Annotated in this window: 13 protein-coding genes and 1 riboswitch; of the genes, 10 read left to right on the top strand and 3 right to left on the bottom strand. The window is 64.9% G+C overall.

Annotated elements, in window-relative coordinates; all coding sequences use genetic code 11:
* The first annotated feature begins 20 nt into the window (after positions 1 to 20).
* From QCM77_RS14005 to QCM77_RS14035, 7 genes are all read left to right on the top strand, one after another.
* Positions 21 to 1,685: a bifunctional metallophosphatase/5'-nucleotidase gene (locus QCM77_RS14005; RefSeq protein WP_279683971.1), complete on the top strand. Its 1,665-nt coding sequence runs from the start codon at positions 21 to 23 to the stop codon at positions 1,683 to 1,685.
* 135 nt (positions 1,686 to 1,820) lie between these two features.
* Positions 1,821 to 2,750, top strand: a complete 930-nt coding sequence (locus QCM77_RS14010; protein ID WP_279683972.1) for a histone deacetylase family protein — start codon at positions 1,821 to 1,823, stop codon at positions 2,748 to 2,750.
* A gap of 73 nt (positions 2,751 to 2,823) precedes the next feature.
* Positions 2,824 to 3,075, top strand: a complete 252-nt coding sequence (locus QCM77_RS14015; protein WP_008132970.1) for an exodeoxyribonuclease VII small subunit — start codon at positions 2,824 to 2,826, stop codon at positions 3,073 to 3,075.
* Between the two features lie 580 nt (positions 3,076 to 3,655).
* On the top strand, positions 3,656 to 5,584 hold the full coding sequence (gene dxs, locus QCM77_RS14020; protein WP_279683973.1) for a 1-deoxy-D-xylulose-5-phosphate synthase: 1,929 nt from the start codon (positions 3,656 to 3,658) through the stop codon (positions 5,582 to 5,584).
* 33 nt (positions 5,585 to 5,617) lie between these two features.
* Entirely contained in the window at positions 5,618 to 6,172 is a 555-nt protein-coding gene (locus QCM77_RS14025; protein WP_279683974.1) for a nucleoside 2-deoxyribosyltransferase, read from the top strand.
* Between the two features lie 26 nt (positions 6,173 to 6,198).
* Complete coding sequence (locus tag QCM77_RS14030; protein ID WP_279683975.1) at positions 6,199 to 6,933, top strand: TlyA family RNA methyltransferase; 735 nt, start codon at positions 6,199 to 6,201, stop codon at positions 6,931 to 6,933.
* A complete protein-coding gene (locus QCM77_RS14035) occupies positions 6,926 to 8,173 on the top strand; it encodes a class I SAM-dependent RNA methyltransferase (RefSeq protein WP_279683976.1) in 1,248 nt (415 codons plus the stop codon). Before QCM77_RS14030 ends, QCM77_RS14035 begins: the two co-directional genes overlap by 8 nt.
* A gap of 56 nt (positions 8,174 to 8,229) precedes the next feature.
* Here QCM77_RS14035 and QCM77_RS14040 read toward each other — a convergent pair whose 3' ends face one another.
* Positions 8,230 to 8,832 (bottom strand): hypothetical protein, encoded by a 603-nt coding sequence (locus tag QCM77_RS14040; protein WP_279664080.1) that lies wholly within the window; start codon positions 8,830 to 8,832, stop codon positions 8,230 to 8,232.
* A 182-nt stretch (positions 8,833 to 9,014) separates the two neighbouring features.
* Between QCM77_RS14040 and QCM77_RS14045 the strand changes: the two genes are divergently transcribed.
* Positions 9,015 to 9,656: a carboxymuconolactone decarboxylase family protein gene (locus QCM77_RS14045; RefSeq protein ID WP_279664081.1), complete on the top strand. Its 642-nt coding sequence runs from the start codon at positions 9,015 to 9,017 to the stop codon at positions 9,654 to 9,656.
* Between the two features lie 68 nt (positions 9,657 to 9,724).
* Here QCM77_RS14045 and QCM77_RS14050 read toward each other — a convergent pair whose 3' ends face one another.
* Positions 9,725 to 10,357: a hypothetical protein gene (locus QCM77_RS14050; protein WP_279683977.1), complete on the bottom strand. Its 633-nt coding sequence runs from the start codon at positions 10,355 to 10,357 to the stop codon at positions 9,725 to 9,727.
* 176 nt (positions 10,358 to 10,533) lie between these two features.
* The gene (locus QCM77_RS14055; RefSeq protein ID WP_279664083.1) at positions 10,534 to 11,403 is read right to left on the bottom strand and encodes a DUF1194 domain-containing protein; all 870 of its coding nucleotides are present in this window, start codon (positions 11,401 to 11,403) and stop codon (positions 10,534 to 10,536) included.
* Positions 11,404 to 11,693: 290 nt separating this feature from the next.
* A riboswitch (Fluoride riboswitch) is annotated at positions 11,694 to 11,773 on the top strand.
* Between the two features lie 140 nt (positions 11,774 to 11,913).
* Here QCM77_RS14055 and QCM77_RS14060 point away from each other — a divergent pair.
* Together QCM77_RS14060 and crcB are read left to right on the top strand one after the other, a co-directional pair.
* Positions 11,914 to 13,119, top strand: a complete 1,206-nt coding sequence (locus tag QCM77_RS14060) for an MFS transporter (protein ID WP_279664084.1) — start codon at positions 11,914 to 11,916, stop codon at positions 13,117 to 13,119.
* Between the two features lie 10 nt (positions 13,120 to 13,129).
* Positions 13,130 to 13,528, top strand: a complete 399-nt coding sequence (crcB, locus tag QCM77_RS14065) for a fluoride efflux transporter CrcB (protein WP_279664177.1) — start codon at positions 13,130 to 13,132, stop codon at positions 13,526 to 13,528.
* The last annotated feature ends 5 nt before the right edge of the window (positions 13,529 to 13,533 follow it).

Consider the following 13,533-nt stretch of genomic DNA (forward strand, 5'->3'; position numbering starts at 1 on the left):
GAAACGTCTAACCTGGTTCCATGCGATACGCTTCCCCATTCAGCTTTGCCGCGCTTTCACTGGCGCTCGCCGCCCTCCCCGCCGCGGCCCAGACTGGCGCGCCCGTCGAGCTGCGCATCCTCGCGATCAACGATTTCCACGGCAATCTGCGGCCGCCGCCCGGCGGCATCCGCATCAATGATCCCGAGGACAAGGCCAGGAAGGTGATGGTGGCGGCCGGCGGTGCCGAATACATGGCGACGCTGGTGAAGCAGCTGCGCGAGGGACACAAGAACACGATCTTCGTCACCGCCGGCGACCTGATCGGCGCGAGCCCCTTCCTGTCGGCAATGTTCCACGACGAGCCTTCGATCGAGTCGCTCTCGATGATGGGACTCGCGATCACCTCGGTCGGCAATCACGAATTCGACGAGGGCAAGACCGAACTCTTGCGGATGCAGAATGGCGGCTGTCATCCGGTCGACGGCTGCCAGGGGCCGCATCCCTTCACGGGCGCCAAATTCCACTATCTCGCGGCCTCCACCATCGAGACGGCGACGGGCGAGAGCGTGCTGCCGCCTTACGAGATCAGGGAGTTCGAGGGTATCCCCGTCGCCTTCATCGGACTGACCTTGAAGGAAACCGCGGGCATCGTCTCGCCATCAGGCATCACTGGCCTCGAATTCCGCGACGAAGCCGAAACGGTGAACGCGTTGGTGCCGCAGCTGAAGGCGCGTGGGGTCGAGGCGATCGTGGTGCTGATCCACCAGGGCGGCGAGCCGGCCGGCGACTACAATGAATGCCCTGCCATAACGGGACCGATCGTCGATATCGTCAAAAAATTCGATCGCGCCGTCGACGTCGTCGTCAGCGGCCACACCCACCGCGCCTATGTCTGCGATATCGACGGACGGCTCGTCACCAGCGGCGACAAATACGGCACGCTGGTCACCGCGATCGATCTCAAGCTCGATCCGGCAACGCGCGATGTCGTCAGCGCCGGGGGCGAGAACGTCATCGTCGCCAATGCCTCGCTGCCGAAGGATCCCGAACAGACCGCGCTGATCGACGCCTACGATAAGCTTTCAGCGCCGATCGCCAATCGCCCGGCTGGCTCGGTGACGCAGACGCTGTCACGCGTGCCGAACGAGGCCGGCGAAAGCGCGCTCGGCGACATCATCGCGGACGCGCAACTTGCCGCGACCAGGGACGCCAAGGATGGCAGCGCCGTGATCGCACTCACCAATCCCGGCGGCATCCGCACCGACATCGTTCCAAAGGAGAACGGCGCGATATCCTTCGGCGATGTTTTCGCGAGCCAGCCGTTCCGCAACCGCCTCGTCACCATGACGCTCACGGGCAGCCAGCTCAAGGACATGCTGGAGCAGCAATGGCTCGATCCGAAGCGGCCGCGGATCCTCCAGGTCTCGAACGGGTTCAGCTATGCCTGGGATACGTCGAAGCCATTCGGCGAACGTGTCGTCGCCGACAAGATGACGCTCAATGGCAGGCCGATCGAACCTGGAAGCAGCTACCGTGTCACTCTCAACGATTACCTCGCCGTCGGCGGCGACGGTTTTACGATCGCCAAACAGGGCACGGCGCCGCAATATGGCGGCTACGACGCGGATGCGCTGTTCGCCTTCTTCAGGGCGCACGGACCGATCGGGCCGCTGCCGCTGAGCCGCATCCTGCGCGTCAATTGATCCGGATCAAACGGACTGGTCCGGGACCGCCCTTTGCCATTCCCGGGGGAACGCATAGATTGGGTTTTGCATTTGCGTTTTGGCGCTGGATGCGCCAAGCGACGTCAAGAGCCCGCATCCCATGAGGCCGACCTGATGAGTACGCTTCTCCTCTCCCACAAGGCCTGCCTCGACCACGTCACGCCGCCGGGACACCCTGAAAGGCCGGACCGCCTGCGGGCGGTGGAGGAAGCGCTGTCGAATGAGCGCTTCCAGTTCCTGGTGCGCGACCAGGCGCCGGAGGGCGATCTCGACCTCGTCACGCTCTGCCACAACGAGGATTACGTCACGGAACTGCGCCACATCGCGCCGACCAGCGGCCAAGTCTATATCGATGGCGACACCTCGATGTCGCCGGGCACGTGGGAAGCGGTGATGCGCGGCGTCGGCGGTGCGGTCGCGGCGACCGAAGCGGTGATGGCGGGCGAGCATCGCAACGCCTTCGTCGCGGTGCGCCCGCCCGGCCACCACGCCGAGATCGGCAAGCCGATGGGCTTCTGCTTCTTCGACAACGTCGCAATCGCCGCCCGCCACGCGCAGCGCAAATACGGCATCAAGCGCGCGGCCATCGTCGATTTCGACGTGCATCACGGCAACGGCACCCAGGACATCTTCTGGTCGGACCCGACCGTGATGTACTGCTCGACGCACCAGATGCCGCTGTTTCCGGGCACCGGCGCCAAGAGCGAGCGCGGCGACCACGACACCATCGTCAACGCGCCGCTCGTCTCCGAAGACGGCGGGCCGGAATTCCGCATCGCGTTCGAGAATTTGATCCTGCCGCAGCTCGAAAAATTCAGCCCGGAGCTGCTCGTCATTTCTGCAGGCTTCGACGCGCATTATCGCGATCCGCTGGCGTCGCTGAATTTGCGCGCTGAGGATTATGCCTGGGTGACGCGCAAGCTGATGGACCTCGCCGACAAGACCGCCGGGGGGCGCGTTGTTTCTGTGCTCGAAGGCGGCTACGATCTGCAAGGACTGAAAGAATCTGTTACGGCGCATGTCGGCGCCCTGATGGGCGCTTGATGCACCCGCCACATTACGCCCGCAAAACCTTGCTTTCTCTGACGTGAAGCGAATCGGGCAATCGGAAACTTACATGGCCGAAAATACCCAAGTCGACGTCTCCAGGCTGACCTTCGAACGCGCCATCGAGGAGCTCGAAACGATCGTGAAGCGGCTCGAGGACGGCAAGGTGCCGCTCGAAGAATCCGTGACGATCTACGAGCGCGGCGAGGCCCTGAAGCGCCGCTGCGAGGAGTTGCTGCGCCAGGCCGAGGCGCGCGTTGACAAGATCACAACCGATGCCAGCGGCCAGGCCACCGGCACCGCGCCGCTCGACGTCCAGTAAGCGCCGCCGTTCGAAGCCTCGAGCCTCGGCCGCCCGCAGTTTTTCATGATCGCACGTTGCCGCTTGCCTGCTTGGGCCTAGGTGGCGGAGCACGACAATCGGGGAACTCCCCCACGAGGGCCGCCCCCTCCTGAATCCCGACCAAAAGACCTTGCTCTCGGCCAAAATCCTGCCGAGGAACCGGGCAAGGTAGGAACCCTTCCGCTAACGCCTCGGTTAACCACCCTGGTCCGCGGGTTGCTCGTGCATGCCCGTAATCGGCCCAGTGGGTTGGCTTTGGCCCAAGCTTTGGTGTAAAGCTGCGCGGAGTGTGGCTTTTTGTAAGCTTTGCGTGGGCACCGAATTCCGACGACAAGCGCTTCAAACTGCTAATGAAATTGGTTGGGACGGACGAAGCCGATCTAAGTGACAGGGATCACAGAGACTGAACCGGAGCGCACTTAAGCTCACCTAAGCTTGAAGACGGGGCATTGCCCCATGCAGGTGGCTCCGACGGTTTAAGGACTCGCGCTGCGCCGATATTGTGCAAACCCATCGCGCGCCGGAACGGTCTTCCGGCGCTGACAAATTGGAAATCGCCGTGAACGCATACAGTAAAACGCCGCTTCTCGACACCATCCGGACGCCGGACGATTTGCGCAAGCTCAAGATCGAGCAGGTTCGCCAGGTCGCCGACGAGCTGCGGCAGGAGACCATCGATGCCGTCTCCGTGACCGGGGGTCACTTCGGCGCGGGTCTCGGCGTGGTCGAGCTCACCACCGCGATCCATTACGTCTTCGACACGCCGCGCGACCGGCTGATCTGGGACGTCGGCCACCAGGCCTATCCGCACAAGATCCTCACCGGCCGGCGCGACCGCATCCGCACGCTGCGCACCGGCGGCGGCCTGTCCGGCTTCACCAAGCGCAGCGAGAGCGATTACGATCCGTTCGGCGCCGCACATTCCTCGACCTCGATCTCCGCCGGCCTCGGCATGGCGGTCGCGCGCGACCTCTCCGGCGGCAAGAACAACGTTATCGCCGTCATCGGTGACGGCGCGATGTCAGCCGGCATGGCTTACGAGGCCATGAACAATGCGGGCGCGATGAACTCGCGGCTGATCGTCATCCTCAACGACAACGACATGTCGATCGCGCCGCCGGTCGGCGCGATGAGCGCGTATCTGTCGCGGCTCTACTCGGGCAAGACCTATCGCACGCTGCGCGATGCGGCCAAGCAGATCAACAAGCGCTTGCCGAAGATCCTTGCCAACCGCGCCAACCGCGTCGAGGAATATTCTCGCGGCTTCATGATGGACGGCGGCACGCTGTTCGAGGAGCTCGGCTTCTATTACGTCGGCCCGATCGACGGCCATAACCTCGACCATCTCCTGCCCGTGCTGAAGAACGTCCGCGACATGGAGACCGGCCCGATCCTGGTCCACGTCGTGACCCAGAAGGGCAAGGGCTACGGTCCGGCGGAAGCCTCCGCCGACAAGTACCACGCCGTCGTCAAGTTCGACGTCGCGACCGGCACCCAGGCCAAGGCCAAGCCCAACGCGCCGGCCTATCAGAACGTGTTCGGCCAGAGCCTCGTCAAGGAAGCGGAGAAGGACGACAAGATCGTCGCCATCACCGCGGCGATGCCGTCCGGCACCGGCGTCGACATCTTCAACAAGGCGTTCCCGGACCGCACCTTCGACGTCGGCATCGCCGAACAGCACGCGGTGACGTTCGCCGCCGGTCTTGCGAGCGAAGGCTACAAGCCGTTCTGCGCGATCTACTCGACCTTCCTGCAGCGCGGCTATGACCAGATCGTGCATGACGTCGCGATCCAGAACCTGCCCGTCCGCTTCGCCATCGACCGCGCCGGCCTCGTCGGCGCCGACGGCGCGACCCATGCCGGCTCGTTCGACAACGCCTATCTCGGCTGTCTGCCGAACATGGTGATCATGGCGGCGGCCGACGAAGCCGACATGGTGCACATGGTTGCAACCCAGGTCGCGATCAACGACCGCCCCAGCGCGCTGCGCTATCCGCGCGGCGAAGGCCGCGGCATCGAAATGCCCGACGTCGGCGTTCCCCTCGAAATCGGCAAGGGCCGCGTGATCCGCCAGGGCAGCAAGATCGCGCTGCTTTCCTTCGGCACGCGTCTGGCCGAATGCGAGAAGGCCGCCGACGAGCTCGCAGCCCATGGCCTTTCGACCACGATCGCGGATGCGCGCTTCATGAAGCCGCTGGACACCGAACTGGTGCTCAAGCTCGCGCGCGACCACGAGATCCTGATCACGATCGAGGAAGGCTCGGTCGGCGGTTTCGGCTCGCATGTCGCGCAGTACCTGACCGACCAGGGCGCGCTGGACAGCGGCTTGGTGCGGTTCCGCTCCATGGTGCTGCCCGACGTGTTCCAGGACCACGACACGCCGGCGGCGATGTACGGCCGTGCCGGTCTCGACGCCAAGGGCATCGTCGCCAAGGTGTTCGAGGCGCTCGGCAAGGACGTCAAGGCCGAGACGGTCAAGCTCGCCTAACAGCGAGCTTCGACCTTCTGCGAAGCAGCTCTCATGAAAATCTATCTGGCAGGCCCCGACGTGTTCCTGCCAGATGCGGTCGAGGTCGGCCGGCAGAAGGCCGCGATCTGCGCCGCTCACGGACTTACCGGCCTCTACCCCCTCGACAACAAAATTGACCTCACCGCGCCTGATGCGTCGCGGCAGATCTTTTGCGGCAACGAGGCGATGATGGACGCGGCCGATGCCATCATCGCCAACCTCACGCCGTTCCGCGGCGCCGGCGCCGATCCCGGCACCGTCTACGAGCTCGGCTACATGGCCGGCCGCCGCAAATTCTGCCTCGCCTATTCCAACGACGGCGCCGCCTATGCCGATCGTGTCGGCCGCTTCATGGAGGTGACGTCCGAAGACGGGCGGCTGGTCGACGCGCAGGGGCTGACGGTCGAGGATTTTGGCCTCGTCGACAATCTCATGATGATTCACGCGCTGGAGCTGCATGGTTGCCCGCTGGTGACGCCGGCGCAGATGCCGATCGACGTCTGGCACGATCTGGCCGCGTTCGAGGCTTGCGTCCGACTGGCGGCCGCGCGATTGATCGCTACATAAGCGCTTCAGGCGTCTTCGGAGAGATTATGTCCCCTGCCCGCAAGCGCGCGGATGTTCTGCTGGTCGAGCGCGGCCTGTTCGAGAGCCGGGCGCGGGCGCGCGCGGCGATCGAGGCCGGACTCGTCACCGCCAACGACAAGCAGGTCGCAAAACCGTCGGAGACCATCGCCGAGGACGCCGTGATTCAGGCCGAGCCCGCGCACCCCTATGTCTCCCGCGGCGGCGTCAAGCTCGCTGGCGCGCTGGAGCGCTACAGGATCGAGATCGAGGACCATGTCTGCCTCGACGTCGGCGCTTCCACCGGCGGGTTCACCGAGGTGCTGCTGGCGAACGGCGCGAGCCTCGTCTTTGCGGTCGATGTCGGCACCAACCAGTTGCATCCCTCGCTGCGCGGTCACGCCAAAATCGTGTCGATGGAAGAGACCGACATCCGCGCCTATGACGGCAAGCGCTTGCCGGCGCGGCCCGATGTCGTCGTGATCGACGTCAGCTTCATCTCGCTCAAGACGGTGCTGCCCGTGGCGCTGTCGCTGGCGGCCGCGCCGATGAGCCTGCTGGCGCTGATCAAGCCGCAATTCGAGGCGGACCGGAAGCACAACAAGAAGGGCATCATCCGCGACGCCGCCGTGCACCGCGAGATCTGCGACGACATTGCCGCCTTTGCGGCCTCGCTCGGCTGCACCGATATCGAGGTGTTCCCGTCGGCGATCACCGGCGGCGACGGCAATATCGAATTCTTCCTGGGCGCGCGCCGTGGTTGAGCGCGTGAAGATCGAGCACGTCGGCCATCGCGGCGACGGCGTCTCGCTGGCTGCGGGCGATGCGGTCTATGTGCCCTATGCGCTCGGGGGCGAGACCGTCGAGGTCGACCACGTCGCCGGCAACCATCCCGACCGCCGCAAGCTGCTGGCAGTGGATGTCGCCAGCCCCGAGCGCGTCGAGCCGTTCTGTCCGCATTTCGGCGTCTGTGGCGGCTGCGCGATCCAGCACTGGGCGGCCGAGCCCTATCACGCCTGGAAGCGCGGCATCGTGGTCGAGACCCTGGCGCAGGCCGGCATCGACTGCGAGGTGGCGTCGCTGGTCGACGCTCACGGTGCGGGGCGCAGGCGCGTCACGCTGCACGGCCGGTTCGGCACGCATGACATCCTCAAGGTCGGCTTCTCGGCTGCCAGCTCGCACGACGTCATCCCGATCCATCGCTGCCCGGTCCTCGATCCCGGGCTCGAGGGCGCGCTCGATGCCGGTTGGGCGCTCGCCGAGCTGCTGACGTCCAAAATGCCGGTGACGAAACCGCTGGACATCCAGGTCACCGCGACCGCCAACGGTCTCGACGTCGACGTGCGCGGCTCCGGCCCGCTACCAACGCCGCTCGTGACGGCGCTCTCGCGCGTCGCCGAGCAGCACCGCCTGGCACGGCTGACACGGCACGGCGAACTGGTGCTGCAACGCCTGCCACCGACCGTGCAGATGGGCCGCGCCGAGGTGACGCTGCCGCCGGGCTCGTTCCTGCAGGCGACCTTTGCAGGCGAAGAGACGCTTGCGTCTCTCGTCGCGGAGCGCATCGGCAAGGCCAAGAACGTTCTCGATCTCTTCTGCGGCGTCGGGCCGTTTGCGTTGAGGCTCGCCGAGAAGGCGCGCGTCACCGCCCATGACAACGACGCCGGCGCCATTGCAGCGCTCGCAAAGGCCGCGCGCACGCCGGGGCTCAAGCCGATCAAGGCCGAGCCGCGCGACCTGTTCCGCCGCCCCCTGGTGCCGCCGGAGCTGCGCGATTTCGACGCCGTCGTGTTCGACCCGCCGCGCCAGGGCGCCCAGGCGCAGGCCTTGAAGCTTGCCGCGAGCAAGGTGCCTGTGGTGGTCGCGGTGTCCTGCAACGTCGCGACATTTGCTCGCGACGCCAGGCTCCTGATCCATGGCGGCTACAAGATCGACAGCGTCGTGCCCGTGGACCAGTTCCGCCACACGCCGCATGTCGAGCTGGTGGCGCGGTTCACGCGCTAGTTTTGTTTGATCATGACCTTTTCGGGAAACCGCTGCACACTTTCCCGGGTCATGCTCTACCGCCGAAGGCCGCCCAAGGCCGGTGACTCGCCGGGCAGCAGCGACGAGTTGATGTCGCTATCCATGCGCCCAGATTGCTGCTGGGTGAAACCGGCGCCGAACGACAGGCTGAGGTTCGAGGTCGGCTTGAACTCGACACCCGCGAACGCGCCGTAACCGGGCGAGGCGCTAGAGGTGAGCGGCGCAAGCGAGCTGCCAATGCCGCCATTGTATTTCAGCGTGTCGAAACCTGCAAAGAACGTGACGGGCATGCCGCCCGCGGTCTTGGTGTTGTAGCCAAACTGCGTGCCATCATAAGAGAGCGCGCTGAAATTGCCGGCCGTGGCGGGTTGGCTAAGGCCGCTCAAACCAAGATCACCGCGTTGGCTTCCGACAAAGAAACCGGGACGAAAACTGTAGCTTCCGTCTGCATCGCCGGCCTTGAAGCTTGGAAAGTTGCCATAGGCATCGGCGCTCTGGCCGCTACTTCCGCCAAAGCCGAAAGGACCGCCCGGTATCCAATACCTCAGGGGCGCCACTTGCGCATGAGCCGTCGCTCCGCCGAGGCAAAGCACGGCGAAGAGAGTTGCGAGGGCGCGTGAAGCTACGAGGCTGAACATTCAGGTGACCGTCAAGGAAGTGCGGAAATTATACGCGACGGATGCCCCGAATGCCAGTGGAGCCCGGGCGTCGTTTCCTTCAACTCCCGCATGCGTTCCCGAGGTCTTGCACGGTTCGCATCGCGCCGTAAGCTGTTGTCCGAAACAAGGCGGCGCGAGTCCGCCGGAATGGGAGAAAGACGATGCGATATCCGGGCGTGGCGCTGGCTGCGCTGTTCGCTGTGGCGATTTCGGGAGCGGGCCGCGCAGCCGAGCCGACCCGCTTCGTGCCGCTGAAGGCGGACGAGCTCACGCCGCCGCAGAAGGAATGGGCGGATGCGATCGCCGTGCCCCCGCGCAATGCCAAATTCACCAACCCGCCCTACCGCGCCTATATCCGCAACCCGGAGCTCGCGCCAAAGCTCTCCGCGATGTCGGATTATCTGCGCTGGAATTCGTCGCTGCCGGCGCGCCTCAGCGAGTTCGCCATCCTGATCACCGCGCGGCAATGGACCGCGCAGTACGAATGGTTCGCGCATTATCCGCTCGCGATGAAGGCCGGCCTCGATCCAGAGATCGCCAGAGACGTCGCGAACGGCGTACGGCCAAAGGCGATGAAGGATGACGAGGCTGCCCTCTATGATCTCGCAATGGCGCTCTACCGCGACAAGAAGGTCTCCGACGAAACCTACCGCGCAGCGCAGCAGAAATTCGGCGAGCGCGGCATCATGGATATCATCAGCCTGATCGGCTATTACGACCTGGTCTCGATGACGCTGATCACCATGCAGGCGGAAGCGCCGAACGACAGCGTGCCGCCCCTGCCACCGCTCGCCGCGAAGTAGCCGGAGCGTTCGATTGGCAGTACCGTGGCGGCACTGACATCATATCGCGGCAAAACGACGGTGAGGCGTTACGCGGTCTTGTCCACCGAGGACGACGTATCGGCCGGCGGATATTTCGTCACGGGCACCATGAACGACTTGTTGCCGACCTGGTAGATGATCTTGCCGCTCTGCCCGTCGTCGGTCGCGATCTGCGCCTGCCCGAACATGATGACGTTCTTGTAGACGGTGCCGGTGCCCTGACGGGTGACGCCGTCGGTGGTGACGCTGACCTGCGCTTCGTTGCCGTTGACGGCGAGCACCCTGAAGCTCGCGCTCTTGCCATTGTCACTGGAATAGCCGCCCCAGCTTCCCATCAGGCGGCTGTCCGAGGCCGGCGGCGCCTGCTTATCCAGCGTCGCGGTCTGCTTGCCCGCGCCAGCCGAGGACAAGAGCACCAAACTCTTGCCGTCCTTGGTGCCGACCGTGATGTTACCGAAGGTGAGAAGCGCGCCACTGACCTCGCCAAAGCCGCGCTCGGTGTGCCCGTTATGGGTGTACTCGACCTGCGCCCGGGCCCCGCGGATGTTCACGACCTTGAAGCCGACGGGCTGGTTGTTGCCCGCCCAATTGCCCTTCCAGTCACCGAGCAGGGCGCTCTGGTGATAGACCCGCTCGTTGGCGGGAGAAATCTGGCTGGTGCTCGACGTGACGATGGCCATTGGATTGCTCGGCGGATTGGTCTGACAGGCCCGCTTCGTTCGCGCCCCGACAGCAGCGTCAGAACATTATCCGGAAACAACTGGAAACGGCCGATTAGGGCCGCCCAACGGTTAACGCACGGTTAAAATTCTACCGGAAGCAAGCCAGGGCAAAAGGTCTCATGCGGTGGTAGCGTTCACCGCCCCCAGCGGTCCGACCAGATCTTCTCGCCGATCATGCAGCTCACACGCGGCTCCTTGTCCTTCTCCGCAACGTGCATCACGGGGCGCTCGGGCGTGCGGCCCGCGACCTCCATCAGGAGCTTGGTGCGGATTGCTTCCTTGAACTTGTCGCGGTCCTTGATCGTGATCACGAACGAACCGGGGCCGCCGATGACGCAGTCCTCATAGTAGTAGTCGAGATTGTCGATATCCATGGTCGAATAGGACGGCTCCTTGACCATGATCGGCAGGCCGTTGATGACGATGCCCTTCTCGATCGCTGCGTCGCGCGCCACTGTGACCGGAGTGCCATTGTTGTTGGGACCGTCGCCGGAAATGTCGATCACGCGGCGCAAGCCCCGATAGGGATCCTCATCGAACAGCGGCATCGCGAAAGTGATCGCGCCGGAGATCGAGGTACGCGAGGCACGCCGGATCGGCGTCTTCAAGATTTCGGCGGCGACGGCATCCGCGGTCTCCGGTCCGTCGATCAGCCGCCAGGGGATGATGATCTTCTGGTCGGTCGAGGCGGCCCACTCGAAATAGGTCACCGCGATCCGGCCGTTCGGACCCATCTTCAGCGCCTGCAGGAATTCCTTCGACTGGATCGCCTGCGCATAGCCTTCGCGCTGGATCGCGAGCTCGTCCATGTCCATGGAGTAGGACACGTCGACCGCGAGGATCAGCTCGACATCGACCGTCTGCGCGTCCCTGTCGGCTGCTTGCCGCTGCGGCTGAATTTTAGGCGACTCAAATTTAGGTCCTGGTGCCGCGATGCCCGCGACGTCCCCTCCGGCAAACATGCCGGTCACCAGCACAACCCCGATCGAGAACAGCAAGCGCATCGCAGCCTCCCGTCGTATGACGCGATGGTGACATGCAAACGCCTTGCCGCAAAGTCCGAAGATCGCTTGCGCTTCACATTCCAGTTAGGGATTTACGAGTTAGGATTTGCGAGTCGGCAATTTGCGCAGCTTTACGCAAAGCTGCCGCCATGTTGCCGCGCTCGCGCCGCTGGAACTGCGCGATCTCTGGCATCGTCATGCCGTCGCGCGCGGCGCGCTCCCGGAATGACGGACCACTCGACAGAGCACCCCGCCCTACTTGTCCGGCACGATTTCCGTGCTAGGCTGGCCGCATAGATGGGGATGGAGTCCCCCGATAACCGCCCGTCAGTCGATGAGACCGTAGTGGGCTGATGACTCCTGCCTGAGGTGGGGCAATCTTTGAGCCTCTGCCTTTGGCGGGAGCATGGACAAACCCGCCGCTGGCGGGTTTTTTGTTGCCTGGACGCGAAGGCCAAGGAGCAGGCCCAAGGAGAAGGCCAAGGAGCAGGCCAAGGAGAAGTCCTGGACGTGACGACGACACCGAATGCTGCGCGCGCGGGGCTGCCCAGGGGGATCTGGGTGCTCGGCTTCGTCTCGATGCTGATGGACGTCTCCTCCGAGATGATCCACGCGCTGCTGCCGGTCTATCTCGTCACCGTGCTCGGCGCCTCCACGCTCACCGTCGGCTTCATCGAGGGCATTGCGGAGGCGACCGCCTCGATCACGAAAATCTTCTCCGGCGCGTTGTCCGACTGGCTCGGCCGGCGCAAGCTCCTCGCGGCGCTCGGCTACGGACTAGCCGCGCTGACAAAGCCGCTTTTCCCGCTTGCCCCCAGCGTCGGATGGCTGGTTGCAGCGCGTTTCATCGACCGCGTCGGCAAGGGCATTCGCGGCGCGCCGCGCGATGCGCTGATCGCCGATATCGCACCCATCGGCCTGCGCGGCGCGAGCTTCGGCCTGCGGCAGTCGCTCGACACCATCGGTGCGTTCGTCGGGCCGCTCGTGGCGATCGGCCTGATGTGGTGGACGTCGGACAATTTTACGGCGGTGTTCTGGGTAGCGGCGCTCCCGGCGTTCCTGTCGTTCGGACTGATCGCATTTGCGGTGAGCGAGCCGGAGCCGGATCCGAGCAGGGAGCCGTCGAAAAATCCGCTGAACACCGCCGCGATGCGGCAGCTTGGATCCGTGTACTGGCGTGTCGTCGCGGTCGGCGTCGTCTTCACGCTGGCGCGCTTCAGCGAGGCCTTTCTGATCCTGCGCGCACAAAACATCGGGCTCAATGCGATGTGGGTGCCGGCCGTGCTGGTGCTGATGAACGTCGTCTATGCGCTGTCGGCCTATCCGGCCGGCGTGCTCTCGGACCGGATCAATCGCACCGGCCTGCTTGCGCTCGGCCTCGTCTTCCTCGCCGGCGCCGATCTCGTGCTCGCGCTGCTGCCGAGCCTCGGCGGCCTCGCACTCGGCGTCGGGCTGTGGGGGCTGCATATGGGATTGACGCAAGGCCTGCTCTCGGCCCTTGTCGCCGACGCCGCGCCGCCGAGCTTGCGCGGTACCGCGTTCGGCTATTTCAACCTGTTCACCGGCCTTGCCTTGCTGGCCGCGAGCGTGATCGCGGGCGCACTGTGGGATGCCTATGGTCCGGCCGGCACGTTCCTGGCCGGGCTCGGCTTCGCGCTGGTGGCGCTCATGGGGCTGTTCGCCGTCGGCAACGGGCTGGCAACGGAGGAGAAATGATGACGGGAGGCTGTTCGCCGTGCTGAGCGGAGTGCTTGCGATCATGATCGGCAGCGTGCTGGGCGGCTGTGCGCGCTATTTCATCTCCGGCGTGATCGCGCGGCGGCTGGGCGAGACGTTTCCGTGGGGCACCATGACCATCAACGTCACCGGCGCCTTCCTGATCGGCCTTTTTGGCGCACTGGCGACCCATCCCGGCTCGGCCTTCGCCGCGCCCAATCCATGGCTGTTCGCGGTGACCGGCTTTCTCGGCTGCTACACCACGGTGTCCTCGTTCAGTCTGCAAACGCTGACGCTGGCGCGCAGCGGCGAGCCGATGCACGCGCTCGGGAATGTCGTGTTCTCGGTCGGGCTGTGCCTCGCGGCCGTCAGTTGCGGCTTCCTCCTCGCGGACACTCTGGGAGGCTAGAGGCA

Source organism: Bradyrhizobium nivariense, from assembly GCF_029846695.2.
Lineage (GTDB): Bacteria > Pseudomonadota > Alphaproteobacteria > Rhizobiales > Xanthobacteraceae > Bradyrhizobium.

Coding starts and splice junctions, on each gene's coding strand:
- QCM77_RS14005 (WP_279683971.1), top strand. CDS start 21: ATGCGATACGCTTCCCCATTCAGCTTTGCCGCGCTTTCACTGGCGCTC.
- QCM77_RS14010 (WP_279683972.1), top strand. CDS start 1,821: ATGAGTACGCTTCTCCTCTCCCACAAGGCCTGCCTCGACCACGTCACG.
- QCM77_RS14015 (WP_008132970.1), top strand. CDS start 2,824: ATGGCCGAAAATACCCAAGTCGACGTCTCCAGGCTGACCTTCGAACGC.
- QCM77_RS14025 (WP_279683974.1), top strand. CDS start 5,618: ATGAAAATCTATCTGGCAGGCCCCGACGTGTTCCTGCCAGATGCGGTC.
- QCM77_RS14030 (WP_279683975.1), top strand. CDS start 6,199: ATGTCCCCTGCCCGCAAGCGCGCGGATGTTCTGCTGGTCGAGCGCGGC.
- QCM77_RS14040 (WP_279664080.1), bottom strand. CDS start 8,832: ATGTTCAGCCTCGTAGCTTCACGCGCCCTCGCAACTCTCTTCGCCGTG.
- QCM77_RS14045 (WP_279664081.1), top strand. CDS start 9,015: ATGCGATATCCGGGCGTGGCGCTGGCTGCGCTGTTCGCTGTGGCGATT.
- QCM77_RS14050 (WP_279683977.1), bottom strand. CDS start 10,357: ATGGCCATCGTCACGTCGAGCACCAGCCAGATTTCTCCCGCCAACGAG.
- QCM77_RS14055 (WP_279664083.1), bottom strand. CDS start 11,403: ATGCGCTTGCTGTTCTCGATCGGGGTTGTGCTGGTGACCGGCATGTTT.